We start from the raw sequence: 26,533 nt of genomic DNA on the forward strand, positions 1-26,533 counted from the left end.
TGCTAAAAGAGGAATGCTGTGAAGTGCACGCATTAATATTTGTTGGGCATTGTTGATGTTATCCTTTAGAGAGTCACTTTGATTTTAAAGAAATCGTCACCCTCTGCAAAAGCAAGGTTATTGCGGAAGAGGACGAAATGGGTTATAGCAAGCAGCAGTCTACACTGAATGCTCCATGGGCTATTACTGAGATCGGTTGATTTTAAGATCGCATTTCATAGTACTTATGAATGACATCTTCTACTTCCTTAATCCCAAAACCGATCTCTTCATGAATGGCAGCCCATAAGGCAAATTTATTTTTTGCTGTTGTAGTGGTTTTTGCATCTTTATCATTTAACCATAAGGCATGAGCTACTTTTTCAGAGGTAAGCGGTTTTCTTTTAGAGATTTTTAGGGTTGATAGAAATTCAGGTTTATCAGACTCTAAAAATGCCTCAAGATCAATTCCTTTTTGAAGACTTTGTTCAGCAGTTTGTAATTCGTGACAATGATTTAATCTGATTTTAGAAACAGTATCATGATAATGAATTGTTTGTTCAGCATGCTCTTTTTCATTCATATAAATATCAACTGCAGATAAAATTCCACCAATGACCAATGCTGTTCCAACAAGAATTAATGCAAGAGTTAATGGGGGAAAAAACTCAAAGAATATAAATCCTAGCGCAGCAGCAGTGCATAAACCGCTTAACGAGCCGAATCCTATAGAGAAACTGTTTCGGCTAAGAAAACCATTATTCGCTGGATTAGGTATTTGTGCCAATTGTTCTTGTATTTTTTGGTTCGATTGTTTTTTATGTTCATAATACTCTTGTATTGTGGGATCAGTTGCATAAAATTTTTTTACTTTTTTATCTAATTGATCCATATCAAGTTGGCTGAGTCTTATAATTTTATTTTCATCATGACGAGTCCCGTCAAATTTTAAGCTTCTTGCTTCTAATTTAATACGCTTTGCAAGTGCTTTATAAGTGTTAGCCAATTCTATAGTTCGATATGATTTTTCTGCGAGCATTTCAAAATGGGCAATTCGCTCCGAGATGTTATTCAGAATTAAGGTAAGTTCACTAACAGTTTTGGTTACATTTGGATTTTGGCGCAGTGTAGCAGCTAGAGTCCCTAATTTTTTCTTTAAATGCAACTGATATACCCCATCTTGAAAAAAATCAACATCCTCTGGAGGAGCACTATCATCGTGTGAATTGGTGCTACCGCTTTGTTGTGACCATTCAAGTAAGCAATTAAATTGAGCTTCTTTTCTATCACGATCATCAATATTGATGGATGGTTTTATCCGGGATTTTAATCGCTTAATCTCCATTTCATTGAGCGAGCCATCTTGATTAAAAATGCGCTTGATTAATTGAACGATTTTATCATTATGTAGCGCAGCTTTTAATTCAGCTTCAATACTCTTTGGACTATTCATCGCGATCATTTCTTGTGCTTTTGTAGTCACATAATTAGAGGATGACAATACAGTTATTTTTCTTTTTTTAAAGGGAGCGGTGGTATTTTGAATTGTAGAAAGGATCCAACCTTTATGTTTTCCATCAGAATCACCACTTGCTGATGCAATTAATGAAAACCCAGCGGGTTCTCCACTATCAGTTCGATAAGCAAAACAAATTCTTTTAGTTGAAGCCATTAATTGCGTAAACGATTCGGTATTTCTTTTAGATAGAGGTAACATCACTTGTGTTGCATGAAGAACTTCACTCACACAGGCACCCGTGTTGTCGCCTTGCGTGAATGTTGGAAATACTCCTTGTGATATTCTTATTTCGGAAAGGTTTCTAGTTAACCATTCTGCTTTTAATTGAGATGCTTTTAAGCCTGTAAAATCGATATAACAGGTTCTATCCGCATCTTTATCGATCTGTTCAATTGTTGCATCTATATATTCTTTTTGTTCTTCAGTTTGTTCCAAAACATCTTCGGGAATTGAGGTTGCTGTTCTTGTAGGGATTAGATAGAGTTGCTTTGGTAAGGAAAATAGTTTAGGAATTAAATCATAGGTGAAATTAAATTTTTTGACGTTTTTAGACATAGTACATCACTGTGTGAACCTAAGTGCTCAAATTTTACACTTTTTAGTTCTAAAATGAAATAACTAATTAATCGGTGATCATTATAGGGTTTATAACGAGTATTTAGATTTTGAGGTAATCTGTTATAATTAAATTCTATTTGTCCTTATTTTGTTATTAAACAAGACTGAACAGGATCATCATTAATTGAATTTAATTCGTTGGACAGAAAGACAATGTCTTTTGCACTTGTTCCCATTAATTATTAGTATCTCTTTTGCTATGGATGTTTTTGTTCCTGCAATCCCGGCAATGAGTTATTTTTTTAAAACAGACAGTGCTGTGATGCAAGCAAGTCTTTATGTATTTATGCTTACTGTCGCTTTGGGGCAATTGTTTGTAGGGCTTTTAGCGGATCGTTTTGGGCGTCGACGAACTGCCTTGTGTTCTGCTCTTCTTTTTCTGGGCGGTTCTATTCTCGCTGTATTTTCTTTATCAATACACGTACTTATCATTGCGCGAATAATTCAAGCAGCGGGAGCCTGTGGTACTTATTTACTTTGTTTTATTATAGTAAGAGATAATTACTCAACTACTGTTTGCGCACGTCTCTTTAGCATTTTGTGTGGAACTAATTCATTGGTTGCAAGTTCTGCTCCGGTCATTGGAGGACTGTTACTTGATCACACTCATGATTGGCACAGTGATTTTTATTTTTTAATCATACTTGGTCTTTTTATGAGCGTAGTTGCATGTCGCTATATCCCTGATTACGACTATTTTAAGCAGGATGTATCCAATTTTTCTCTGGTTAAAAGTACAAAAAATATTCTTGCACACCCAGGCTTTCGACTATATACCTTTATTGCATCAGTCAACTTACTTGGTCTGTATTTGTTTTGTGCTCTCTCTTCGGGTATTCTCATGACTCAACTTCATCTTAGTGCAACTCAATACGGTTTATGGTTTGGCCTAAATGCAATGACTGTATTTTTTACAAATCTTATTGCTGCCCGACTCACTTATTCTTTTCCTTTAGAAAAGACAGTATATTGTGGTCTAGTGGTGATGATTATTTCTTGTCTTTTAATGATAGTGCTTAATTTTTATCAATTCAGCACGGCACGTTTCATGATGCCTATGCTTTCTTTGACCTTCGGTATTGGGCTTAGTATGGGGGCAGCAACAGCTCTTGCGTTAAAAAATTATAAACAGCAAGCGGGTATCGCTACAGCATTGTTAGGTGCTTGTCAGTTTGGCCTTTCGGGTTTGGTTGGCATTCTCATTACTCAATGGACCCCTGAGCCATTGATCCTCGCTATTCCTATGCTGTGTTTAAGTACATTAGGATTAATCAAAATGAAAAAAGGAGAAAAACAGTCTGTTCATTGCGATCAAATATCAAATGTAAATTCCTAGTTCTAGTGGACTAATACCCTTCATCCGCTCCTTCAGGTCTCTTTTTCCCATATTTGGTGCCTAGTGAATAAATAATTCACTAGGTATATGATATCTGAAGAAAATTTACTTTTTTATCTTAGATAGTACTATACTCAATTTAATAAAAGGGATCTGGTATTAAAATGGAGTAGCCCTAAATGATGGATGAATCCTCACCAGAGAAGACAAATCAAATCAGCTTATCCTTTGCCGCTCTTGGAGTTGTTTTTGGTGATATAGGGACGAGTCCTCTTTATGCATTCAGTCAAGTAATAGCGTATTTACCGATCAGTAACCATAATATTTATGGTATTTTATCACTCATTTTTTGGTCTTTGCTCATCATAATCAGTTTTAAATATCTCGTGATTGTTTTTCGTGCAGACAATGATGGCGAAGGCGGTATTATGGCTTTAGCAGGCATCCTAAGACAGAAAATAAAAAAAACAGGAGCTTGGCTATTATTTATTACGCTTATTGGAATAGGGCTTATTATTGGTGATGGAATATTAACTCCAGCGATATCTATATTAAGTGCTGTTGAGGGGCTCGAACCCTTATCTCCTCATTTAGCTAAGTATGTTTTACCAGTTACTTTAATTATTTTAGTGTTTTTATTTAAGTTACAACGTATAGGTACTGGGACAATTGGCGTTTTTTTTGCTCCTATTATGCTTATTTGGTTCATCACAATAGGAACTTTGGGTTTTTTGCAAATTATACAGAACCCTAAAGTACTTATAGCAATAAATCCTTATTATGCGATTCATTTTTTTATAATGCATAAGGAGTTTGCTTTTATTATATTGGGTGGCATATTTTTAGTGATGACTGGAGGCGAAGCGTTATTCGCTGATCTAGGACATTTTGGCAAAAAAGCTATTCGAATAGGGTGGTTTACTGTGGTTTTTCCTGGTCTTTTCTTGTGCTATTTTGGCCAAGGAGCGCTTGTATTAAGTCATCCAGAAGATATCAGTTATCCATTTTATAGTCTGTCACCACATTGGTTTCTTCCTATTATGGTGATTTTGGCTACGGCTGCAACTATTGTTGCTTCTCAAGCAATTATTTCTGCGGCATTTTCAATTTTAAAACAAACAGCGCTACTGAACCTGATTCCAAGGCTTAAGATTGTATATACATCTAAAATTGAAAAAGGCCAAGTGTATTTGCCTTTTATAAATTTTATTTTAGCTATAGGTACATGTGCGCTTGTTATCACTTTTAGATCGTCAGCAAGTCTTGCAGATGCTTACGGAATTGCTGTTAATTTAGATATGCTCCTCACCACTGGTTTAGTGGGGATTATTGCATCTCGTTGTTGGCATTGGAGTGTGTCCAAGTTAACCATTTTCCCTTTAATCTTGATTATTGAACTTGCATTTTTAACAGGAAATAGCTCTAAGTTTTTGACTGGAGGTTGGATCCCTATTTTAATTGCATTTCTTGGGATTATTGTGATGTATACTTGGCATTGCGGATTCGAAAAATTACGCGAATTACATCATAGAGATGCTTTAATGGATGTATTGATCATTGATGAACTCAATCAAAATAAAATTTCAAGACAACCTGGAACAGGGTTATATATTATCGATCCTTATGATTGTCAAGGTGAAAGTCTTCTACATCATCTGCGACTCAACCGCATTTTTTCGGAGAATATGGTTTTTTTAGGTGTTAAAATTGAAAATAAACCTTATATTCCTCTTGAAAATAAATTTGAACTCATTACAAAAGCTAAAGGATTTTATCTCATTTATATTCATTATGGATTTACTGAAAATATTAATTTACCTAATATATTAGACGAATTATTTCAAAGAGTTCGATTACCGTTTGAAATCAATAAAAATAAGTTAATTTATTTCATAGAGATCGTTTTTGTTGAAATGACAAGAGAGCAGCTAAGAGGTATGTTCTTGTGGCAAAAACATTTATTTTCTTTCATGATACGTAATGCGGTACCCGATATTCAGTTTTATCGTTTACCCTACAATAAAACGATTGCATTAGCTACATATTATCAATTTTAAATCCAATTAAAATCGGTTGATATTGGATTAGTTAGAGATAAAGGATTGTCCTATGGAGGAGTTTGATTTACATAATTGTTCCTTATTTAGAGGAGTGGATGAAGAATATATTGATGAATTTTTGGCAAGTGGTGATCTTGTTGAACTTCGTCAAGGTGAGTTTCTTTTTCATCAAAATGAAATTGGTGACGCGATGTATATTGTTGAACAGGGTGAATTACAAGTTATATTAGATGAAGGCATGGCAGAATCGAATTCTCAAAAAACGCGGATAATTGGCACGCGTGAAAGAGGGGCATTGATTGGAGAGTTATGTGTATTTGGCCAACAAAAACGCTCTGCTTCAGTTAAAGCATTGGTCGATTCTCGATTGTTAAAAATTGAAGGCGAGGATTTTAGGATTCGTATTTACTCTAAAGAATTGGATGCATTATTGATTTCCTATAATATCGCAAAAGTATTAAGTGAACACTTAAGTACAACAAATACTCTTTTAACTTCGTATCTTCCATTTAAAGGTCGCTAGATTTATTTAACCTAATCTGATAGATACTTCGAACTCAATGTTTTTTTACTTTTCTTTTTTCATTTATTTTTATTATTTCTGTCGAAATCAGTATAAGGGCTGTTCCTATTACTGCTCCAACAGCAGTTCCTATGCCGAGTAATTTTAAGCTACCAATGACGGCACCTATAGCCATCCCAATAGATAGCTCAACACTAATTCCAAGCGCAGGAAGAAAAATGTCAGAAATATTGTCTTTAGAAAGTACTTCAATTTCATTTTTGTTTTTATAGATTTTAAAAATAGCGATACTTCCGGTTAACGCGCCGCCGAGGAACATTCCAATAATAAAACCAAAAGCAGCGCCTACAATAAGATTTATATCAATGCCAAACTGGAGATCCTTATATCCAGTAAATAATCCAAATAGGGGAGTGATAAAAGCACCAGATAAAGCACCAATAGCACCACCTGTAGCTCCTCCAGGAATGGAGCCTACTGCGGCTGCAACATATAAGTTAGGGTTTTTAAAAAGATTTAGAATAAATAAAAAACGGTTTTCAATGTTCATGATAACTAAAAATCCCCTACATTTGAATGTTATTAATTTAACAATAATGGTACTTATTGACAATCTAATCTTTATCGAAGTAATACTCTTGCTTTATCCAATACAAGTGGTGCTCTATAATAGACGGTATATGTTTTGGGGATTGATACATGATCCATGACAAATTGATTTGATATACTTTATATTTGTATTATGTCTCTAGTAATAACAGGATATTTTTTCACTATGAAGTGAATTAATTTGCACTTTATATGAGGGTTGTCACATTTTGAATAAAAATATCATCATTCAAATGCAAATTGCTTCGGTTTTGTTAGGTGCTCCTTTTTTTATATTTTTGGACAGCCCCTGGTTTGCCAATCATTTTTTTGTGGGACAAGATATAGCTAATGTAATTATGTTCCTTATCTATGCGTGGATATTTTTTTTTGCTGGCCGCAGATTGCATTGGCTGATGTTAATTATGGTCGTTGCTAGTTTTTGCGCAGAAGTGATTGGTTCAAAGATCTTAACTGTATATCGATATCATTTAGATAATATTCCTCCTTTTATTCCTCTCGGTCATGCGGTGGCGTATGCCATAGTGTTCCACATATCTCGTCAACCCTTTATATGGAAATATCATGTGGATTTTGAGAATTTTTTGCGCAAATTTGCTTTTATTACCTGTTTTATGTCTTTGATTCTATTAAAAGATGTCGCAGGTTTTTTAGGCTATTTGTTTTTTCTCATTATTCTTAGACAGCGAAAAAAACCTTTATTTTATTTGACTATGTTTGCTGTGACTTATTATTTAGAATTTCTAGGTACCGCTTTTTCATCATGGTCCTATTATTTTGTTCTTGGAAACCATCCTAATTACCCTCCAACATCCGTGACGCCTTGTGGTATCCCAGGTATTTATATGCTTGTTGATATTTCCAGTAATTCGGCTTATTTTTACGTTAAAAAGTTAAAAAAATATCTTAAAAAGGCACAAACTTCGATACAGGCAATAACGCCTGAAAAAAATGACATGATACAAGTATAGAAATCGCCTCTTTTCCTTTAACTGTTTTTTTTCTTGTTTTCAAACTTAATAATGATTTTTGCTAAATGACCAATAGTCTCTGTGGCTTCCTCTAGCGTTTTAGACACTAAGTTTATTTTAGATATGTCCGTCATTGATTTTGAGCCTTCCTTTTTATGGTGTTCTTTATATCAATTCTTAACTAAAAGAAAAACCCTTTGTTTCTTTTATTGACAAAGGGTCTGAACGTTTAATGACGTTAACTTAAGGGAAAGATGAGGTTTCGAGGAACTCACGGTTTCGAAAGAACGTCGCCCTCTGCGAAAGCGGAGGGTCTAAATAACTTGCGAAACAGTCAGCGCTTTGTTTCTAGAACAATTGTGCTTTTATATTAAGGCTTTTGATTGAGACCCCCCGTTTTCGCGGAGGGTGACGATTTGCCTAGAGACGAAGATGGGTCCTTAAGACGACCTTATCTGAACGTTTACAATTTACCTTGAATCTGAGGTACGCTATCCTTGATAGAGTTGTTCAATGATATACCGGCTTATCATTAGGAATTTCGTTGTTAGCTTTATCTTTATTAGCGATAGCTTTTTTTAATTCATCAAGAATTTTACGGTATTTATTTGCAATCTGCTCAATAGGATTAGTAGTATGAGCAGAACTAAGTTCGCTAGGGCTAATTCTAACCTCTCGAACAGCACGTGGCGCATTTTCTGTAAGAGAACCATCTTTATGCATCCATCCAAGATCGATAAACGCTTTCCGACTTCTATTATCATGTTTTTGAGCGTGTAGCACGCAATCGTGAAGCGCCCAATTTTCATCTACCTTTGTATGACGCAATGAACTAAATGAACGCATATCTTTATCATAAAGTTCCTTATGCTTCGCTCTAAATTTTTCCAAAGATTCAGTTATCTGTTGTTGTGTAGAGTTATTAGTTAAAAGATCTGGATGCTTTTCCAAAGATTCAGTTATCTGTTGTTGTGTAGAGTTATTAGTTAAAAGATCTGGATGCTTTTCCAAAGATTCAGTTATCTGTTGTTGCGTAGAGTTATTAGTTAAAAGATATGGACGCTTTTTCAAAAACTTATTAGCAATATCTTTAAAGAGAGAATCGACGTTTTCTCCAGTCTTAGCACTTACTTGGCAAAAGGATATACTTTCTCGTGTTTTAATAAAGTTTTGGGCTTCTTCAAGCGTAACCTGACGCCCGTCTTTAGGTATGTCAGATTTTGTTTCTACTAAGTAAACGGAATATGTATCTTTATACTTTTCGCACAAACATTGAGCTTTTAGAAAACTGTCTTTATCAGTAGGGTCATAAACTACAATAACTGCCTCGGAACCTCTCAAAGAGGTTGCATTACCTTTTTCTATCTTGGTATCCTTAATATTAAAAATTATTATTTTTAACTTTTTATTTTCGACATCTAAATCTTTGCAAATGAGAGTATCATTAAGCAAAGAGGACGGAAGATTTACAAATTTATTATCTTTGAAGCGTATGCTTAAGGCAGTTTTACCTACATTTTCTCTCCCAATTATTGAGACTTTCACCGCAGCACTATAATCGTCGTTTGACATCGCTATCTCCTTAATTTGTTTTATAATTCCATTATAAAAAAACAGAATTAAAGCAAGGTTACTTTGAGATTCCATATTAGAAGTCGCATCATTCCTAAAATTTAACTCTAAACACTTGTTTGACAAGAGTGGCAAATCAAGAAGAAATTGAGAATCTCTCAATCTGCTCCTTCTGGAATGATTACCAATCAATTGATGATGAAAATAAATGATGCATTAAAAATTCACTTGGATATTATTTAAAGAGAGGGCAGATAGTTCAGTTCTCAAAATGGTACATTCACGGAGTATGTCATTTTCTAATGAGCCAGATAAAAAGTAGTCGTCATTGCGAACAAAGTGAAGCAATTGTAAGTTCAAATCTTCAACGCAGTATCCTTCTGGATTGTTTCGCCAAGGCTCGCAACGACTAAATATACAGACTCCGTGCATACTAAGGATGTTATTTTTGCATCACATATGATCCTGGAGCATCAGGGAGTGATGAGTCAATATCCGGAGGTGGCACCAGTTTTTGTGAACTGTTGTTTACCAACCAATCATGCCAGGCTATCCACCAGGATCCCTCTTTTTTTTCTGCTTTATTCAGCCACTTTTTGGGTCCAATATAGGGCATGTTCTTTTTGTTTTCATGAATAAAATAAAAACGTCTAGGATGATTAGGTTCGCTCACAATTCCTGCGTTGTGACCGCCATTAGTTAGTACAAAAGTAATATCTGTATGCATCATTAAATGTATTTTATATACTGACTCCCATGGCGCAATATGATCATTGTCAGTACTTACTGCAAAAATAGGTAAATGAACATTACTCGGTGCTACTATTTCATCTTCTACGCGAAAATGTCCTTCTGCAAACTCATTATGAAGAAACAGCTTATCAAGGTACTCTGTATGCATTTTATAGGGCATCCGGGTCGCATCAGCATTCCAGGCAAGCAGATCAATCATGCCTCGTTTCGTCCCTGTCATATAGTCATCAATCATTTTTGACCAAATCAGATCGTAGGTACGTAACATCTGAAAAGAGCCGGCCATATGTTTGGGGTCCAGATAGCCTTTTTCCCACATCATATTTTTGAGAAAGTTTATCTCGCTCTCGTTAATAAACAGCATAAGTTCACCTGCTTTTGTAAAATCTCCCTGTGCTGCAAGAAGAGAAAGGCTTTTAAGGCGATTATCTTTATTTTTTGCCATTGCTGCAGCGACAATCATGGCGAGTGTGCCACCAAGGCAATATCCCATCAAATGAATTTTTGTTTGAGGCAAAATATGATTTACAGCATCAATTGCTGCCATTGCACCTTGACGGTAGTAATCATCCATTCCTAGCTCTGCATCATTTTCATCGGGATTACGCCATGAAATAATAAAAACAGTATGTCCTTGTTCAACAAGCCATTTGACTAATGAATTTCTCGGGGATAAATCTAAAATGTAATATTTCATTATCCAAGCGGGTACTATTAGGATCGGTTCTTTAAAAACTATATTAGTTTTTGGCTTATATTGGATTAATTCAATCAAGTGATTTGTGAACACCACTTTTCCGGCAGTAATTGCCACATTCTTCCCTGGTTTGAATTTTTCAGCGCCAGGAGGAGGTAAACCTGCCAATCTTCTCAGTAAATGATCAAATGCAATTTGAGTACCTTGAATCAAATTTACACCACCTGAACGAATTGTTTCATTAAAAAGATCCGGGTTACTCATGACAAAATTTGAAGGTGATAAAGCATCAAGTAACTGACGAATACAAAAAGAAACGGTGCGCTCCGAACGATGAGATAATCCAGGAACTTTTGTTGTAGCATGTCGCCACCAATCTTCAATTTGAAGAAAAACTTCGGCATAGAAACGCCAAGGTATTAATTGCCAATTATCTTTATGAAAACGAACGTCTTTACCTTGTGCTGGTTGTTTCTCATAGATTAAGTGAGTAAAGAATTCAGGAGTATGCATTATCGGATAAAAGGCTAATGCGAAGAGATGTCCTGGTGATTGAGCTAATTGCAAAAGCCAAGCACAATGAGCGGTTCCTATTACAGCAGGACTCATTCCCATGGTAATCTTGCCTAGATTTGCTTGATATAATTTATTGATATAATAAAAAAAATCATCGACTTTATTTATATAGTCTGAATAATTCTGGGTATTGACTGTCTTGGTTTCTGAGTCTGCTTGCTTTTTTTTATCTGTTTGGGTTGCTGTGTTTTTTTTCACAAGTCCTTTTATAGCCATTTGGTTCCATCCTTTGAAGATAGATATCGATTTCATTGATATAAATTATAGTGTTATTTTGAACGTTTATGAAACAGGGTGCTAGTAATGATTGATTGAGTAACAATACAATCCTCTGACGAATCATCGGTATCTGTTTTTCAGGTTTATTTGGGATCGGGAAAGAGGATTGCTATAGAATCTTTTTGCTAAGAATGTAAAACTTTATATATAGTTCAGCTATTGCTATTATTTTATTATGAGTATTCTTTCTATATATCTATTTTATAGAGAAGATCTGAAGGGTGTTGAGCAATGAGATTATCTAAAAAACTGTGTTTTATGTTGGCTTATTTACTAGTATTACTGCCTTTTATTGGTTTTCATTTCGGTACATTTTATACATTTTTTCCTTTTTTCGTGTTGTTTACAGTGGTTCCGCTCGTCGATTATTGGTGGGTTGATCCAAGTAATCCCAGCAGCACTGAAGAACAGGAATTGCAACAAGATCGTTATTTCAAACTTCTTACTTGGTTTTATGTTCCCTTACAATGTTGCGTTTTGATTTTTTCAATTTATCTTGTCGCTCATTATTCCTTAAGTTTCATTGAATTGATTGGATTTAGTTTGTCAATTGGTCTTCTTACTGGTGGAGTAGGGATTACTCTTGCCCATGAACTTATGCATAAAAACTCCCTGATTGATCAAACTCTAAGTAGAATTTTATTAGTAACTGTATGTTATGGCCATTTTTTTATTGAGCATGTTCGGGGACATCATGTTCATGTTGCTACACCTAAAGATCCAGCGACATCGCGGTTAGGAGAAAGTTTATATCAGTTTTTACCACGAACGCTTGTCGGATCTTTTCAATCTTCTTGGTTAATTGAACGGAAGCGTTTAGAACGTTTAGGGTATTCAAGTTACCATTTAAAAAATCAATTTTGGTGGATAATTAGTGCTCCGATTATTTTGGCGTTGGCTATTTTCGGTTATGGCGGTTGGCGCACTTTTTGTTTTTTTATTCTTCAAGCGTTGACTGCTATTTTACTGCTTGAGATTATTAACTACGTGGAGCACTATGGGTTAGAACGTAAGAAACTAGCAAATGGATATTACGAAAAAGTTTCTCCTCAACATTCATGGAATGCAAATCATTGGCTCAGTAATATGCTTCTTTTTCATTTGCAAAGACATTCTGACCACCATACCTATGGTGCCCGTCCCTATCAGATATTAAGGCATATTGATTCAAGTCCGCAATTGCCTTCTGGATATCTAGGAATGATGATTCTAGCGCTTTTCCCGCCATTATGGCGACGAGTTATGGATAAGCGAGTAATTGCCAAGCGAGCGGAAGCGACTATAAATAGTACTTTATAACTCAATTTTGATCGTTCTAAGATATAGAGGAGCTGTCTCATACTATTTTAGAGGTGCGACCCCATCCCTAGAACTCTCACTATCGTCATCTCCAAGTATTTTATTTGCCTGACTTTTATCTTTATGGATCTTTGTTTTAGGCCCCAGAAAATTATTCTCAGGCGGAGGCGCGTTTGGAGGCACGTTTGGAGGTGCAGATGTTTGTTCTTGATTCAATTTCAATGGATTAGAGTCATTATTTTCTTTGCTAGACTCATGAATCTTGGACGTATTCTCAAGTTCTTTGTGCAAGGTATGTTCTACAGTGTCACCTTCAGGAGTGAGAGACTGAGCAATAATATATTCAGAACTATGTTTTGTTTTTGCTTTAATATCCTGAGCTTGATGTAATGCGTCTTGTGCTTTGGTTTGAGATTTTTGGGCTTGATAATTTTTAATGCGGTTGACTGTAAATGAGCCGAGAAGGATAGAAACGGTGAGAACACTTGCAGTCAGCATCAATATGCCTCCTATGGGTGCAGCAGGTGTTAGCATTAAAATTGCGCCAACTAGAGCTAAAATACCAGCACTAACGTATATTCCTTTTCTTGCTAGTTCCCACCGACTGGTTCGTTTTTCTTGAAGATCTAAAAGTTTAGAGCTTTGATTAGCAAAAACAATGCTTTTACTTTCTATTTCTTTACTTACGAACGCCAAATGATCCGATGATCTTTTGAGTTCTGATTTTAGGCTTTTAACTTTTTGTGCATCAATGATTAAGGACGGTTTATTAAGCTCCTCCATGAGTTGTTTTTTGAGCTTTGAAATTTTATTGACTTCCTGATCAAGAATATTTTCTAAATCATTAAGCTCTTGCTCTAGGCGATGTACTTCTTTTTCTAATGCTTTTCTTTCTCGCCATTCATGAAAATAATTAAATGCGGTTTTACCCAAAGCTATAGCAGTAGTCGTTAATACAAAAGCTCCAACTCCTATAGGTCCTCCTACTGCAGCAATTGCTAATGATCCAAGTACAATAGTGGCAATAGAAAGCCCCATAAGTATTGCCTCATTAGGCTTGGGTTTTCTCTTTTCTAAAGCACAGATAAGAGGAATAGTAACAAACCCCAGTATACCCGTTATTAAAGCACCAATGCCTCCGCCGTGGATCATTGATTTGGATGCTTGCTCCGAAATGTGAATAAATGTATGAGCGTTATCAGCAAGTTCACCGAATAGTTTGGTGATTTCATTACCCTGACCGGTGAGCTCCATAATTTGATCAAATATTGCAATTTTTTTAGCACGCTCAATTGCTAGTTTTTCACCCTGGCTGACATGTTTCTGAAGACGGATCATATCCAGCTCAGCAAAATAAGCTTGTAAAAGACATTTAATCTTTTTTGCTTTTAAAGCGTTTTCGATTGATTTTATAGTTTGCTGGTCAATGGCTAATTGTGCTTGTACGTTTTTTTGAGATGGAGTCATTCTTCATTTCTCGGATTGCTGCTTATTACTAATAGTTTAGAATAAAATATAAGTTTATTGTGAGGATAACCCCTCATAACATTCACTTATGAGGAAACTCAGAGCAAATTATCCCCATCGGAATTTTGTAGTTTTAAAAATGGGATTTGGCCCATTAAACTAATCACAGCAATGCAGATAAAAGCTGCATGAAAGGAGGTCATAGTAAAGGTACCAAATGAATAATTGAAGAGATGTATGCTCCCCGCAGCGATAGAAACTCCGAGCGATACGAATAATTGTTGAGTCGTACTGTTTAAACTGGTTGCCGCGGCATATTTCTCGTTCTCAATGTCTGAAAAACATAATACATTGAGCAACAATAGAACAATGGCAGAAAAAAAACCTAGTGCAATCATAACCATCCATGCAAACACATTCGCTTGCTCAATGAAGCATAACAACACAGTAGCCAGACAGGTTCCAAAGTTAGACCAAAGTAGTGTTCTTTTGAATCCGAATCTTTTTAGGTATCGAGTAATAAAAATTCGGCTAAATAGATATCCGATGGCCATGGAGGAAATTAATAAACCACTTTCAGAAGGCGACATAGACAAAGAGAGTTGTAAATACAGCACAATAATAAATGCTCGTGCACCTAAGGTAATGCGACTTAGGGCACTACTAAAAAAACACAGTTTATAAGTTCGAATTTGAAACAATTTGAAATGGATAATCTGATGTTCTGATTTGCTTTCGATAATTAGATAAATAACAAAACTCATTATTATAACCATTAGAATTAGCAACTGAGTGATGCTGCTGGTGATTTCTGATGTGGTGTCTAACCAGTACGCCGTAATGGCTAAAAATAGAGCTAGAGAAACAAAAGAAGGCCAATTAAAGGGTTGGGTTGATTGAGTATAATTGTCAACGAAACGCCAAGTCGCGAATAACATCAAAAGAGCAAAGGGAACGTTCACATAAAAGATAGAGCGCCAACTTAAATGGCTGACTAATAATCCTCCAATATAGGGGGCTAATAAAGGGCCTAATAATAAAGGCATGGAAATGAACATATACACTTTGACCAATTCTTGTTTGGAAAATACTCGTAACATCAATAGTCGACCTACGGGGACTAATAAAGCCCCTGCGACCCCTTGTAAAATACGAAAGCAAGTGAGTTGTACTAAAGAAGTTGCCCAACCGCATAATAAAGAAAATAAGCCAAAGGAAAAAATTGCGATCATCAAAATGATTTTAGTACCGAATTTATCAGCTAAATAACCACTAATGGGAATAAAAACAGACAAACTAATTAAATAACTTGTAATGGGGAGCTTTAAACTCAGGGCGGAAACTCCCAAAGATTGTGCCATAGCTGGAATAGCTACATTTAGAATATTGGTATCAATGCTTTCCATCATCATCATAGTACCAATAATAACTACAGCAAATAATTGTTTGGTAGAATAGTTCGATAATTGCAACATATTTATAGACTCTCAATCGTACATTAAATGTGACAGTTGGTGAAAACGGTTTTTAACTGTCTTGGGTTTCTGCTACTCCATGTATGGTTAATGAGGTTCCTTGAATTGGGTTGTGTTTGAGCTCCACCTGAATACCAAACACGTTCTCAAATAATTGGGGATCGAGGTTAGGCTGAATGGAGTTCTGATGGATCAGTCTACCTTGATCAATAATTATCAGATAATCGGCAAATTGAATAACTTGTGGGATGTCATGTAATACAACCACAATAGTTTTGCCCAAATCTCGTTTTAGCTTTTGCAACAGTAACAAAGTTTCTAATTGGTGGCGTATGTCTAAAAAAGCGGTGGGTTCATCTAATAACAAAACATCGCTATTTTGGGCAAGTGCCATAGCAATCCAAGCACGCTTTTGCTGTCCTCCAGATAATTTAGACAGACAATGATCACTTTTATCTTCTAAATTCACTTGTTTTATAGCCCACTGGATTTGGTCATGATCGGTTTCATTTAAACCAAACCATGCCTGATGGCTAAAACGTCCAAAGCTGACTAATTCTTTAACGGTCATTGATCCTGGGGCTTCAGGATTTTGCATTAAAAAAGACATTTTGCGAGCCAATTGTTTTCGGTTATAAGAATGGATAGGTTGTTTATCAATGTATATTTTGCCGCTCTGTGGTTTCATTAAACCGGATAGGGTTTTTAAAAGTGTCGACTTGCCCGAACCATTGGGCCCAATAATTGCAGTTACTTGATGTGCAGGAATTGTTACGCTTAAATTTTTAATAATATGATTGCGATCTAAAAAAACATTGAGATCTGTTGCATTAATTTCAACCATAATAGTTCCTGTGCATTGTTTTTAATAAATAGAGAAAAAAGGGTGTCCCTATAAAAATTAAGACAATTCCTATGGGAATTTCTAGAGGATAGAAAAGCACGCGACTGATTAAATCTGCTCCGAGGACTAAACTGCAACCAATCAATAGAGAACCATATAAATTATAGCGATGACTATGTCCAAAGAGCATTCGCGACATATTTGGGGCAATAAATCCAATGAATCCTAAACTACCGCAAGTGCTTATGGCACTTGCTGACATATATAATGCTAAACCAATGAAAAAAATTTGCCAAAATCTTAGTTGTAGTCCAATCGATCGAGAAATATCCGCATGAAGCATGATGACATCCAAATAGGGGGCACTGAATAAACAGAGGGTGATACTAATGAGAACGGAATAAGTCATAAAACCCAGCTGTTGCCAACTGGCTTGGTACAAAGTTCCATTTAAAAAATGTAAGAGGGTATGAATATTTTCCTTAGATTCAATTACTAAAAATTGACTCAATGCTTTAAATAAAATACTCAGTGCAATACCAATAATAATTAAACGTGTGTTGTTGATTTGTCGATTGCTTGTACTTAGTAGCGTTGTTAATCCAAAACCAATGAGCGCTCCCATTAACGCATATCCTAATAGACCATGCTGATTATCAAAGAGATTAGAAAAAAATAAAATGGCGAAAATTGCGGTAGCATTAATTCCCAAGATATCTGGAGAAGCTACTGGATTTTTGTGTACTGCTTGAAAAATACTGCCCGCCAAAGCGAATAATGCTCCGGCATAAAGGCTGATGATTAAACGCGGCATTCTCATGTCAAAGAGGATGAAATAATTACTCTTATCCATTTGACTCATTTGCCATAAGTCATGCAATGCAAATGTTGTTTTGCCAAAAAGTAGTGTAGCAATCGATAAAGCAATGACCACAGCAACTAATAGGATTATTTTAAAAAACATTTAGTGCACACTCCTCGCACGTACGATTAACAACGGGACACCCAGTATGGCAATAAATAAATTGAGTGGAGCTTCCCAATCCGGATAGAGGACGCGCATAAACAAATCACTGGCTAGCAGCAATATACTCCCTACACAAGCAGTTACTAGAGCAAAATGATGTGGTTTGTTACTTGAAATGAATAATTTGCTGCAATGCAGGGCTAGAAGGGGAAAAAATATCAACGGTCCAACGATTAAAACAGAACCGGTGCTTAGGATCAAAATAATTCCTAAAAAGAAGAACAGTATTCTATTCACGTGTACGCCTATGTTTTTTGCGACATCAGTACCTAAAGATAAAAGATAGCCTTGCTTCATAAAAACTATAGCGAGCACGCTCGTTAAGAAAAGAACCGAACCAAACGTCTCTAATAAAGCCCAATTACTGTTCGCTAAGGATCCATTCAAACTTACTAACAGTGAGTCTGCATATTGAGGGGCTAGCATTAATAATAATTGGCAGAGTGCATAACAAAACAAGTTGATTGCTTGCCCTATGAGTATGAGTTTTAACGGCGAGAAACCGAGTTTGAACGAAATGAGAAAAGTCACTAATCCTGCACTTGTCCCGGCAAGAATACCACTCAGGAATAGATTCTGCATTATCATGGACTGCGTCAACACTACACTGGCAATGACACCAACAAAGACACCTTGATTGATACCAAGCAAGCTAGGACAACCTAATTCATTGCGTGAAATATAAAATAAAATGACCCCTGTTAATGCCAGGGCAGCTCCGACGATGATTGCACAACCCGTACGAGGAATACGTATGGTATCTAAAAGAATCGATTCTATAGTTGTGTCTTTATGATGCATGAAATGCATGATTTTGCTTACCGAAATAGGGAGAGTTCCAATGCTTAAAGAAAGCAGTATCAAAGCAAGTAAAACCATCCCCAGCATCATATAAGTGACTAATAACTTCATTTTAATCAGCTCGAAATGAAAAACACTGTAAATTGTTTGCTAATTGTTTCTGATTTAGTAAGCAGATTTGTTGTTTTGCCAACCAATCCTTATCGTAAATTTGATGTAAGTAATTGATCCCGCTATCTGGGATGATACATACAGCTTTATCTGCATAATCCTGCAATAAATAACTCATTGCGGCAAAAATAACCAATCCACCTGAGCCGCCTAACAGCATTCCAGCATGTTTTGCTATTAAATGACACATTGAAATTGCATCTTGATCGCTCACATGGCAGACTTTATTAAAAACATCTAAATCGATGTTTGCACTTCTCCAAGATAACCCGACACCATTTAATAAATAAGGCTTAAATGGTTTACCAAATATTGCTGAGCCGATGACATCACAAGCAACAACCTCAACGTCGGGTTTATGGTAGTTAATGTATCGAGCAATGCCTGTCATATGTCCACCAGTACTTACTGCTCCAAAAATGCTATTCATATCAAGATCAAGTATTTCTTGGGCTGTTTGAGAAAAATGAAAGTTTGGATTGGCTTGGTTGTCGTATTGATTGGGCCAGTAAGCATGGTTATATTGTTTCAGCAATTCCCGTACCTTTTGAATTCTGGTTTTTTGATATCCCCCTTCATTGTCGGTTTCGGTCACAATCACTACTTCAGCTCCATAAGCTTCGCACCAATTTTTAAATGCTTGTGGGACTTTGGGATCAACGACTAATATCACTTTAAAGTTCATCACGGCCCCAAGCATAGCCAATGATTTACCTAAATTACCCGATGTGGATTCAATAACTATACCACCGGGCTGCAGTTTTCCCGATGAAAAAGCATGTTGGATTAAACCTAATGCGGTCCTATCCTTAATGCTAAAAGTTGGATTAAACGATTCCAATTTTAACAAGAGTTGTTTTTTACTCGATAAAAGTGGGTGAGTAAGTTCGATGACTGGTGTGTTACCGATTAATTCATCTATGCGCTGAAATTTGTTTCTCATGGTATCTATCTACTGTAGTAAAGTCAAAGGGACGTTGATTTGTGGAATACAATTAATGGTTATTTCATGTCGTGTTGATTTGCTATCAAATAATTTACCGCTTTGTCCTGCATTAATGATCAACTGGTTATCGATTGCTGAATTATCTTTATAGAAAGAAACCTTAATGTAAGGATTTGTATAGCTGGTCAAAATACAGGGAATGTATTTAAGTCCTAATTTTTGTGCAATTTGATGACGATGATGACCATCCATAATGACTTTCGTGTTTTTGTCAACTAAAAGTGGATGAGTCCAACACTGCATGGATGTAATTTTTTCCAACCAATAACTGAAATTATTTGGGCAAAATTTTTCATGTGGTTTGAGTATCTCTATTGGTAATAAACGCACAGTTAATAAATCACCAATAAAATCGATGCGTTTACTGTTCATAAATTTCTCCAATTCGGTTAAACCAGGGAAAAGCGGTTGAGAACTACTACATGACTTAGGAGGTTACAACACACCGCTTTCACGGGTTATGGTTTGAAAGCCTCCATCATAAATGATAATGATTATCATTTGCAATATTAATTTTGCTGATCTAGAATACAATTTCTTCAAAATGACGAATGTGTGAAATAATGTTTAAAATAAAACAATATTGGCAAGCAATCTGCTTTTCTTTCCTAGTAATCCTTTGCAATTTTGCTCATGCGACTACTCAAGGTCAGATTGACCCGACTGCGATTCCGAAGCGTATTGTAGTATTAGAATTTAGCCTACTGGATAATTTAAATCAGCTCGGTCTAAAACCAGTAGGTGTTGGTACTAGTGGATTTTTATATGAGGGGGCTGATCCTGCTTATTTAGAGTCTATTATAGCGAAGACCCCAAGTGTCGGCGCACGAGAAGCACCTAATCTTGAAGCTATAGCCTCTTTAAAACCTGATTTAATCATTGGGGATATTGATTTTAATCAATCGATTCAAGCTCAATTGGAAAAAATTGCGCCTACAATTTTGCTGAAAGGAATTTTTGGCTTACCGGAACAACAAATAAAAAACCTTAAAATTATCGCTCAGAAAACCAATACCATGTCTCAAGTTCCTTCAATTGTAGCTGAGTACCAAAAGCAATACACAATCGCTCAAAATCTCGCTAAAAAAGGAGGTTCCTCTAAGGTCCTTATTGGTTTTCCTACTGTCAACAACAGTTTCAATGCGCTTGCGCATAATTCAATTACTAGCCAAATTCTTGACCAATTTGGAAAACATAACCTGATTACTGAAAATACTTCGAGCCAATTATATGAACTTTCAGTTGAAGGATTACTAAAAAAGAATCCTGATCAAATCGTTATCTTACTTACAGGCAACGATCGCAGCGCTTTTGCTAATTTTCAGAAAAACCCATTATGGCAGCAGCTTACTGCGGTTAAAAATCATAAAGTATATTTTGCAGATCGTAATATTTGGGGGAAATCGCACGGACTTGAAGCATTAACACTCATGTACCAAGAAGGAATACAGACGGGGTTTTTAGGCAATACTCCTACTTAAACCTAGAAAAATCGTTATCCAAAGCTCATTGATATTGGAGGATGTATATGAAAAAAATAGCAGTATTAGGTTGTGGTCACGGCGGCCAAGCATTGGCAGGGCATTTAAGCCTCATGGGGCATGAAGTTTCTTTGTATGCCCATTCACAACATCCAGGTGCTTTCCATGCTATTTACCAGCAAAAAGGCATTTATTTAACCGGTGAAGTAGAAGGTTTTGCACCAATTCATGCGATGCATACTGATTTACAACCCTGTATTGAAGGAGCAGCAGTCATTCTTATGGCTTTACCTGCTTTTGCCTGCGATCAGTTAATGCATGATTTATTACCCTATCTAAGTGCGGGACAAATCATCGTGAATTTAGCAGGATATTTTTCCTCCATTTTTGCCCATCAATTGATAGTAAATAGTCCTTACGAAAAAGAGATTAAGTTAGCTGAGCTTACATCTTTTCCTTACGCGTGTAGAACGAATCATCCCGGTAGTGTACATATCGTTGCAACCAAACAATTTGTTGGTATTGCAAGCGTACCTAAAAATCAGATTCACGAAATAATCAAGGAATTATCAGATGTGATACCTTGTCCTTTACGTGCAAAATCGAGTGTCCTCGAAGTGGGGCTTTATAATACAAGTGGTATAGGCCATACTCCAGCAATTTTGTTTAATGCAGCGAGAATTGGCAATCAAGATATGTTTTACTTTTATAATCAGGGTATTTCAGAGGAAACAGCTGATGTATTGATGCGTTTAGATCAAGAGCGTTTGTTAATAGGCAGCAAACTGGGGTACTCTATACCTGCTCATTATGAGGTTTTAAATAGGTATTATGGGCATCAATTTACCTCCATTTATGATTATTTTAAAAAATCACCGATTCATAATTCCATCCCATTTTTTCCTACTTCTACGAAAACCAGGTATGTTCAAGAAGATGTGCCTTTTATATTAGTTCCTTGGTATACCCTAGGTAAAAGTTTAGGTGTTGATGCTCGTGGCATCAAAACAATTATTGATGCGATGTCATTGCTGCATAATACCGATTATCTGGCAATGGGTAGAAAATTGAATACAGAGCTTATCGCAGCTTATCAATAATAGCATATCTCTGTTTGTTGATTACTTTGATACCCTCCATTTTCGTGGAGGGTGGTACTCGTTTAAAAAGTGGCTTACTTTAATAAATGTGACAATTTATGGTTTGATGGCGAGGACTGGTTTTTGCTCACTAGTATCAAATTTATCCAATACTTTTCTTACTGTACCGAATGGGAAACTTTGAGCATAAGCTTGTATCTCTTGAAAACTCACTGGCTTGCCTTTTAATACGTTAGAAACAAATTCACTCGCACCAAAAAGTTTGACTCTCGTACTGTCTTTTTGGGCTACAGCAAGCTCTTGTTTGAATAATTCCATAGTAAACTTAGGTTTTTTGCCTAGGTTTTCGAACATTTCTTGTTTTTGTTCCAATGAAGCTACATGTTGTTCTGAGGTAATCAAATTTTGAGTAATATTAAAATAACCATTCGCAGCCGCACCATACACACTTCCGAATTGATTAGGAAGACTCTTAAAGCCATCCCATAGTAATCCTAGCTGGATGGTTTCTTCAGGTAGATTTTCAATAAAACTAAAGACAGCAAATTTATGATTTTCACTTACAGTGATAAGTCCGATAACCAATGGAAGTGAATGATAATCATTTTCTTTCTGTACCGCTAATAAAAATGTTTTTGATTCTAAATTATAATTTATTGATGGAAATGTATCTGTAATGTTTCTGAATTTTCTGATGGTGATATTAATACTTTCTTGTTCTTCATCGTAGGATAAGTCTTTAGCGGTAGTGTAATAACCATTAGGGAAATCCACCTCAAAACTAACGGATGTATTACGTCCATGACAATGAGTTTTTGTTGCAGATCCTGTATTAAGAAAATCAGGAGGAATATAGATATATATTCTGCTTTGACCGGATCTAAGATCATTGGCTATATCATTGGGATTCAATGCAGAGTATCCAGCATCTTTATCCTTATTGGCTTTTTCAGCACTTCTAAAGAACTGATTATAATCTTCTGGCCGTACTTTTTCATTATTGGCAATGGATTGATCATATAATGCTTTTTTATCAGGATCAGAAAGTACCGTATAGGCTTCATTTACTTTTTTAAATGCCTCAGTCCATTTGTCTTTTTCTGTTTGATGCTTATCAGGATGGACTTCTCTTGATTTACTCTTATAGGCTTGCCTTAAATATTGACTATCATTAGCCTTTGCTTTGTCATCAATGCCTAGGATTTTATAATAATCTTTACTTAGATATTCTTTAACTACATCTTCATTTGCAGCCATGATTAATCTCCAATTATTGAAATACAGCCCATTTTATATCGCGGAGCGTTAATAAATTATTAGAGCGAGGCTGCAATTTGAGAATAGGGTTAACGTTAATTGCATCGATAAAAATTGCTTACTCATGCGACTCAGGTTTTTTTCTTAGCGCTTTTAGCTCACTTTGTTTCGATTTATCATCCAGAATTTTTTGTTTGGCACGCCGTGATCGTCTTTTCTTTTGGCGTTTTAATTTTTCAATTTGTTGTTGCTTTTTTGTTTTTTCAACATTCAAAATCGAATGTAATTTTTCACAAAGACGTATTCTTGCAAAATATCGATTGTCATCACGACTTCTTGATTCCTGACATTTTACTTCTAAGCCAGAGGGTGTATGTTTCAAATAGACTGTTGAGGTGGTTTTATGTAACTTTTGACCTCCTTTACCACTGCCCAAGATAAATTTTTCGATGAGGTCTGCTTCATTAAGATGAAGTGCAGCCATCCAATCGGTTAGCTTATTCCATTTATCTTTATTAATCATATTGATACCTAATAGTTCTTGAATTAAAGGTCCTCTATGTTAACGAATTTTGCAATTTCAAGTGCTCCAATTAGTTCTATGTCATAAGAAAAATGAATGCAAGTATATCGAATTTGAGTATTCACTCAGCGCCACTATTTTTCATAAAAAATAGTTATTATTCAATATACTATTTGAACAATTTGCAAAATAATAAATAAGTTGTAGGACATTATTGATCTACTTATATCCCTTATGTAGAATAATCTTCTTTTTTGATTAATTAATGGATATTATGAAGTTAAATATACTTTATGGAGTTTTAAGACTTTTAACTGAATCTTCAGAGTTTAAATTGTGCGATAAGATTATTCCTATCCATGATAGGACCTTAGAGGATAAAGAATATTATCGTTTAGAAATTCCTCATGAAGATATTGCTGCAGAGGGGTTAAAACTCCAAGAAATACATATGAGTATTTACAAAAAAGTTGATCCTCAAAATGCTGCCTTAGGACCTTCTCACTTTACGGCTCTATTCCATAACTCTTATGGGCAAGAATTCCGTATGCATTTATTTTTGAATTGTTTTGATACCTTAGCATGTCCTCCTACTTGGGAACTATTAGACGGTGAGCATCATTACGTCAAAGTTGATCCGCCAGCGTGCATGGACTATTTAACCCATGCAATCTGGCAGCAAGGACTACCGTGTTTACAGGAATTACGCCGGCAGCAAAAAACTATAGAAACGAGACTGCTTAGTGATTATAATGAACTAGAGCAGCAAACAGCCTTACTTTATGAAAAATTAGATGAAAATAAATTAGCTTATTTAGAAAGTCTTCAGAAATTAATTAACTCGGCTACATTATTAACGAAAATCTCTGATAGCCCAAATTGGCCTAGAGTGATTTCTTATCTTAGAAAATTACACAATAGTACCTCTTCCATGCCTGAACGAAGTATTGAATCTATAGATAAGAAGGAAACTCTCAAGCAAGACAAGAAAGAGGAAAAAATATCCATTACCTCATCCAAGCAAAGTACTTGCAAAAATCATCGACATCCAATCAATACCAGTCTTTCTCAACATACATTATTTTCTAAACCCTCAATGGATTCTAGCCCTGTTACAGCGATACAAAAGCGAGTGAATAAGATTGAAAATTTATTTGATAAAATGAGCAAGACTGCTGATAATCATCTTAAAGCACTTCTTCTCATCGATCTGAATAGGCAGTTAGTGGATATTGATTTAGAAAATCTAACCTCGTTAACGAGTACACAAATAAATACATTAAGTCAAATTGAAATAAAGGTGGCTCATCAAGCAAAATCAATGTTGCAAATGGTTTTGTTGAAAGGAGAGTATGATTTTGCCAGAACACTATCTCCATTTTACAATCTGATTAATAGCGATATATTAGCGATTGCTTTGATGCAAAAAAATGCAGATCTTTTGAGATTTGCAGTTAAAGAGCTAGCATTGCCAATTAATAGCTATCCAATCACCATGAAAAAGCAAACTTATCCTAACGTAGTTCAATATTGTTTCTCTGAATGTCAGGGAAAGGATTCACTTTTAGATTGTTTTAGTGTGTTAATTGAACAAGGAGCCAGTTTAATGGATCCTGTTGGCCCCGATAAATTGCCTCTAGCCCATCTGATTTTATCAGCAAAACCAAAGCACCCGTTGTATGCTGCTTTAGAGCAAAATAAAAACCTAACCCTGAATAATCAACATTTTTATGCTCATCTAATTTATGTACTGAAAGGTCATATACGTGCTGATATTCTCGAAAAAGAAAAGAAAGCGGAACTAGAAGCTTGGATTGGTCGTTATGAGCAATTAAAAATCAGATCAGAAAGTCAAAATTTACTTCTTAATCCCAAAAATCAGATTTTGTCTGAAGAGATCTCAGCGATTGCCAAAAAGTTCTTTTCAACAGCAATGGTAGAAGCACTCGAACGAGATGAAGATATAGCAAGAGAAAACGCTTATCTTGCTCAAGAAACTAAAGAACTGCTTCAAATGATAAAGCTGTTTCAGCGAAAAACAGGTAAGGTATTTCCCTACCAGTCTTTAATGAATGCGAGTAATCAGGATCTTAAGAAGGAATTATTAAAAAGTGATTTACAAGTAGATATTGGTTTTAGTGAACTAAAAAGCTCGATAATGCAGAATCTCAATAATGGAAGATTAATGATTAGCTATTGTAAGGAATTAATTGAAGTTTTGACAATGATGACTCAATTACCTCCAATCGCAGGCAAAAAAAATAAGCGTTTCAGAGCACTTGACGGTCAACGGAAAGAGTTGATGAGTAAAATCGAAGAGTTAAACAAAACCATGCCCTATTCAATTATAAAGAACTACAATGATGTTCAAGAGAGTCTCAATCAACTTGAAGATCTGATGGGTAAATTTACAGATCTTAAAGGAGGATTAACTATGTTGACTGAATTGTTAAATCAATTAAAAGTGGAGGTACCGTCTCATGCAGGCTCTAGTAGTTTTGCAGTTGAGGATGAGAGCGCTGAAGAAAAACGCTCGGAGTGTCCTCTTCAATAAATAGTTGAAATTAAAATATTAGGATGCAGTAAGATA

Annotated in this window: 21 protein-coding genes; 8 read left to right on the forward strand and 13 right to left on the reverse strand. The window is 35.6% G+C overall.

Features of this window, described 5'->3' with window-relative positions:
- Positions 1–202: 202 nt before the first annotated feature.
- Positions 203–2,053, reverse strand: a complete 1,851-nt coding sequence (locus Lgra_RS11965; RefSeq protein ID WP_058499502.1) for a hypothetical protein — start codon at positions 2,051–2,053, stop codon at positions 203–205.
- 187 nt (positions 2,054–2,240) lie between these two features.
- Between Lgra_RS11965 and Lgra_RS11970 the strand changes: the two genes are divergently transcribed.
- From Lgra_RS11970 to Lgra_RS11980, 3 genes are all read left to right on the forward strand, one after another.
- The gene (locus tag Lgra_RS11970; RefSeq protein WP_058499503.1) at positions 2,241–3,452 is read left to right on the forward strand and encodes a multidrug effflux MFS transporter; all 1,212 of its coding nucleotides are present in this window, start codon (positions 2,241–2,243) and stop codon (positions 3,450–3,452) included.
- 179 nt (positions 3,453–3,631) lie between these two features.
- A complete protein-coding gene (locus Lgra_RS11975) occupies positions 3,632–5,509 on the forward strand; it encodes a potassium transporter Kup (RefSeq protein ID WP_058499504.1) in 1,878 nt (625 codons plus the stop codon).
- 52 nt (positions 5,510–5,561) lie between these two features.
- Positions 5,562–6,035 (forward strand): cyclic nucleotide-binding domain-containing protein, encoded by a 474-nt coding sequence (locus Lgra_RS11980; protein WP_058499505.1) that lies wholly within the window; start codon positions 5,562–5,564, stop codon positions 6,033–6,035.
- 34 nt (positions 6,036–6,069) lie between these two features.
- On the opposite strand, the gene Lgra_RS11985 is transcribed toward Lgra_RS11980, so the two are convergent.
- Positions 6,070–6,585, reverse strand: coding sequence for a hypothetical protein (locus tag Lgra_RS11985; protein ID WP_058499506.1), 516 nt, complete (start codon positions 6,583–6,585; stop codon positions 6,070–6,072).
- Positions 6,586–6,853: 268 nt separating this feature from the next.
- Between Lgra_RS11985 and Lgra_RS11990 the strand changes: the two genes are divergently transcribed.
- Positions 6,854–7,615, forward strand: a complete 762-nt coding sequence (locus tag Lgra_RS11990; protein ID WP_058499507.1) for a hypothetical protein — start codon at positions 6,854–6,856, stop codon at positions 7,613–7,615.
- Positions 7,616–8,125: 510 nt separating this feature from the next.
- Here Lgra_RS11990 and Lgra_RS11995 read toward each other — a convergent pair.
- Both Lgra_RS11995 and Lgra_RS12000 read right to left on the reverse strand, forming a co-directional pair.
- Positions 8,126–9,349 carry a Rab family GTPase gene (locus Lgra_RS11995; RefSeq protein WP_058499508.1) on the reverse strand — a complete coding sequence of 408 codons (1,224 nt, stop codon included), beginning with the start codon at positions 9,347–9,349 and terminating at the stop codon, positions 8,126–8,128.
- Between the two features lie 280 nt (positions 9,350–9,629).
- On the reverse strand, positions 9,630–11,429 hold the full coding sequence (locus Lgra_RS12000) for a PHA/PHB synthase family protein (RefSeq protein WP_058499509.1): 1,800 nt from the start codon (positions 11,427–11,429) through the stop codon (positions 9,630–9,632).
- A gap of 294 nt (positions 11,430–11,723) precedes the next feature.
- Here Lgra_RS12000 and Lgra_RS12005 point away from each other — a divergent pair, with 294 nt between their 5' ends.
- Entirely contained in the window at positions 11,724–12,791 is a 1,068-nt protein-coding gene (locus Lgra_RS12005) for an alkane 1-monooxygenase (protein ID WP_058499510.1), read from the forward strand.
- A 42-nt stretch (positions 12,792–12,833) separates the two neighbouring features.
- Here the strand turns inward: Lgra_RS12005 and Lgra_RS12010 are convergent, their stop codons facing one another.
- The 7 genes from Lgra_RS12010 to Lgra_RS12040 all read right to left on the reverse strand — a co-directional run bounded on the left by Lgra_RS12010 (position 12,834) and on the right by Lgra_RS12040 (position 19,954).
- Complete coding sequence (locus Lgra_RS12010; RefSeq protein WP_058499511.1) at positions 12,834–14,258, reverse strand: hypothetical protein; 1,425 nt, start codon at positions 14,256–14,258, stop codon at positions 12,834–12,836.
- A 98-nt stretch (positions 14,259–14,356) separates the two neighbouring features.
- Positions 14,357–15,733 (reverse strand): MFS transporter, encoded by a 1,377-nt coding sequence (locus Lgra_RS12015; RefSeq protein WP_058499512.1) that lies wholly within the window; start codon positions 15,731–15,733, stop codon positions 14,357–14,359.
- A gap of 52 nt (positions 15,734–15,785) precedes the next feature.
- Complete coding sequence (locus tag Lgra_RS12020) at positions 15,786–16,577, reverse strand: ABC transporter ATP-binding protein (RefSeq protein WP_058499513.1); 792 nt, start codon at positions 16,575–16,577, stop codon at positions 15,786–15,788.
- Positions 16,570–17,541, reverse strand: coding sequence for a FecCD family ABC transporter permease (locus tag Lgra_RS12025; RefSeq protein WP_058499514.1), 972 nt, complete (start codon positions 17,539–17,541; stop codon positions 16,570–16,572). The genes Lgra_RS12020 and Lgra_RS12025 overlap by 8 nt, the downstream gene beginning before the upstream one ends.
- The gene (locus Lgra_RS12030; protein ID WP_058499515.1) at positions 17,542–18,516 is read right to left on the reverse strand and encodes an iron ABC transporter permease; all 975 of its coding nucleotides are present in this window, start codon (positions 18,514–18,516) and stop codon (positions 17,542–17,544) included. It lies immediately after the preceding gene.
- 1 nt (position 18,517) lies between these two features.
- Complete coding sequence (locus Lgra_RS12035) at positions 18,518–19,519, reverse strand: cysteine synthase family protein (RefSeq protein WP_058499516.1); 1,002 nt, start codon at positions 19,517–19,519, stop codon at positions 18,518–18,520.
- Positions 19,520–19,528: 9 nt separating this feature from the next.
- Positions 19,529–19,954 carry a ParB N-terminal domain-containing protein gene (locus tag Lgra_RS12040; protein WP_058499517.1) on the reverse strand — a complete coding sequence of 142 codons (426 nt, stop codon included), beginning with the start codon at positions 19,952–19,954 and terminating at the stop codon, positions 19,529–19,531.
- 191 nt (positions 19,955–20,145) lie between these two features.
- On the opposite strand from Lgra_RS12040, the gene Lgra_RS12045 reads away from it, so the two are divergent.
- A complete protein-coding gene (locus Lgra_RS12045) occupies positions 20,146–21,063 on the forward strand; it encodes an ABC transporter substrate-binding protein (RefSeq protein WP_238584438.1) in 918 nt (305 codons plus the stop codon).
- 47 nt (positions 21,064–21,110) lie between these two features.
- Positions 21,111–22,163: an NAD/NADP-dependent octopine/nopaline dehydrogenase family protein gene (locus Lgra_RS12050; protein ID WP_238584439.1), complete on the forward strand. Its 1,053-nt coding sequence runs from the start codon at positions 21,111–21,113 to the stop codon at positions 22,161–22,163.
- A 96-nt stretch (positions 22,164–22,259) separates the two neighbouring features.
- Here the strand turns inward: Lgra_RS12050 and Lgra_RS12055 are convergent, their stop codons facing one another.
- On the reverse strand, positions 22,260–23,420 hold the full coding sequence (locus tag Lgra_RS12055; RefSeq protein ID WP_058499519.1) for a J domain-containing protein: 1,161 nt from the start codon (positions 23,418–23,420) through the stop codon (positions 22,260–22,262).
- 118 nt (positions 23,421–23,538) lie between these two features.
- Positions 23,539–23,943 (reverse strand): peptide chain release factor family protein, encoded by a 405-nt coding sequence (locus Lgra_RS12060; RefSeq protein ID WP_058499520.1) that lies wholly within the window; start codon positions 23,941–23,943, stop codon positions 23,539–23,541.
- 274 nt (positions 23,944–24,217) lie between these two features.
- On the opposite strand from Lgra_RS12060, the gene Lgra_RS12065 reads away from it, so the two are divergent.
- Positions 24,218–26,497 carry a hypothetical protein gene (locus Lgra_RS12065; protein WP_065231759.1) on the forward strand — a complete coding sequence of 760 codons (2,280 nt, stop codon included), beginning with the start codon at positions 24,218–24,220 and terminating at the stop codon, positions 26,495–26,497.
- Positions 26,498–26,533: the final 36 nt, after the last annotated feature.

Source organism: Legionella gratiana (genome assembly GCF_001467695.1).
GTDB classification, from domain to species: domain Bacteria; phylum Pseudomonadota; class Gammaproteobacteria; order Legionellales; family Legionellaceae; genus Legionella; species Legionella gratiana.

Excerpts from the sequence above, each read along its gene's own strand:
- Lgra_RS12065 (WP_065231759.1), top strand. The coding sequence starts at position 24,218 with ATGAAGTTAAATATACTTTATGGAGTTTTAAGACTTTTAACTGAATCT.
- Lgra_RS12005 (WP_058499510.1), top strand. The coding sequence starts at position 11,724 with ATGAGATTATCTAAAAAACTGTGTTTTATGTTGGCTTATTTACTAGTA.
- Lgra_RS12015 (WP_058499512.1), bottom strand. The coding sequence starts at position 15,733 with ATGTTGCAATTATCGAACTATTCTACCAAACAATTATTTGCTGTAGTT.
- Lgra_RS11980 (WP_058499505.1), top strand. The coding sequence starts at position 5,562 with ATGGAGGAGTTTGATTTACATAATTGTTCCTTATTTAGAGGAGTGGAT.
- Lgra_RS12055 (WP_058499519.1), bottom strand. The coding sequence starts at position 23,420 with ATGGCTGCAAATGAAGATGTAGTTAAAGAATATCTAAGTAAAGATTAT.
- Lgra_RS12035 (WP_058499516.1), bottom strand. The coding sequence starts at position 19,519 with ATGAGAAACAAATTTCAGCGCATAGATGAATTAATCGGTAACACACCA.
- Lgra_RS12010 (WP_058499511.1), bottom strand. The coding sequence starts at position 14,258 with ATGACTCCATCTCAAAAAAACGTACAAGCACAATTAGCCATTGACCAG.
- Lgra_RS12060 (WP_058499520.1), bottom strand. The coding sequence starts at position 23,943 with ATGATTAATAAAGATAAATGGAATAAGCTAACCGATTGGATGGCTGCA.
- Lgra_RS12020 (WP_058499513.1), bottom strand. The coding sequence starts at position 16,577 with ATGGTTGAAATTAATGCAACAGATCTCAATGTTTTTTTAGATCGCAAT.
- Lgra_RS11985 (WP_058499506.1), bottom strand. The coding sequence starts at position 6,585 with ATGAACATTGAAAACCGTTTTTTATTTATTCTAAATCTTTTTAAAAAC.
- Lgra_RS12000 (WP_058499509.1), bottom strand. The coding sequence starts at position 11,429 with ATGGCTATAAAAGGACTTGTGAAAAAAAACACAGCAACCCAAACAGAT.
- Lgra_RS12050 (WP_238584439.1), top strand. The coding sequence starts at position 21,111 with ATGAAAAAAATAGCAGTATTAGGTTGTGGTCACGGCGGCCAAGCATTG.
- Lgra_RS12030 (WP_058499515.1), bottom strand. The coding sequence starts at position 18,516 with ATGAAGTTATTAGTCACTTATATGATGCTGGGGATGGTTTTACTTGCT.
- Lgra_RS12025 (WP_058499514.1), bottom strand. The coding sequence starts at position 17,541 with ATGTTTTTTAAAATAATCCTATTAGTTGCTGTGGTCATTGCTTTATCG.
- Lgra_RS11965 (WP_058499502.1), bottom strand. The coding sequence starts at position 2,053 with ATGTCTAAAAACGTCAAAAAATTTAATTTCACCTATGATTTAATTCCT.
- Lgra_RS11975 (WP_058499504.1), top strand. The coding sequence starts at position 3,632 with ATGATGGATGAATCCTCACCAGAGAAGACAAATCAAATCAGCTTATCC.
- Lgra_RS12045 (WP_238584438.1), top strand. The coding sequence starts at position 20,146 with ATGTTTAAAATAAAACAATATTGGCAAGCAATCTGCTTTTCTTTCCTA.
- Lgra_RS12040 (WP_058499517.1), bottom strand. The coding sequence starts at position 19,954 with ATGAACAGTAAACGCATCGATTTTATTGGTGATTTATTAACTGTGCGT.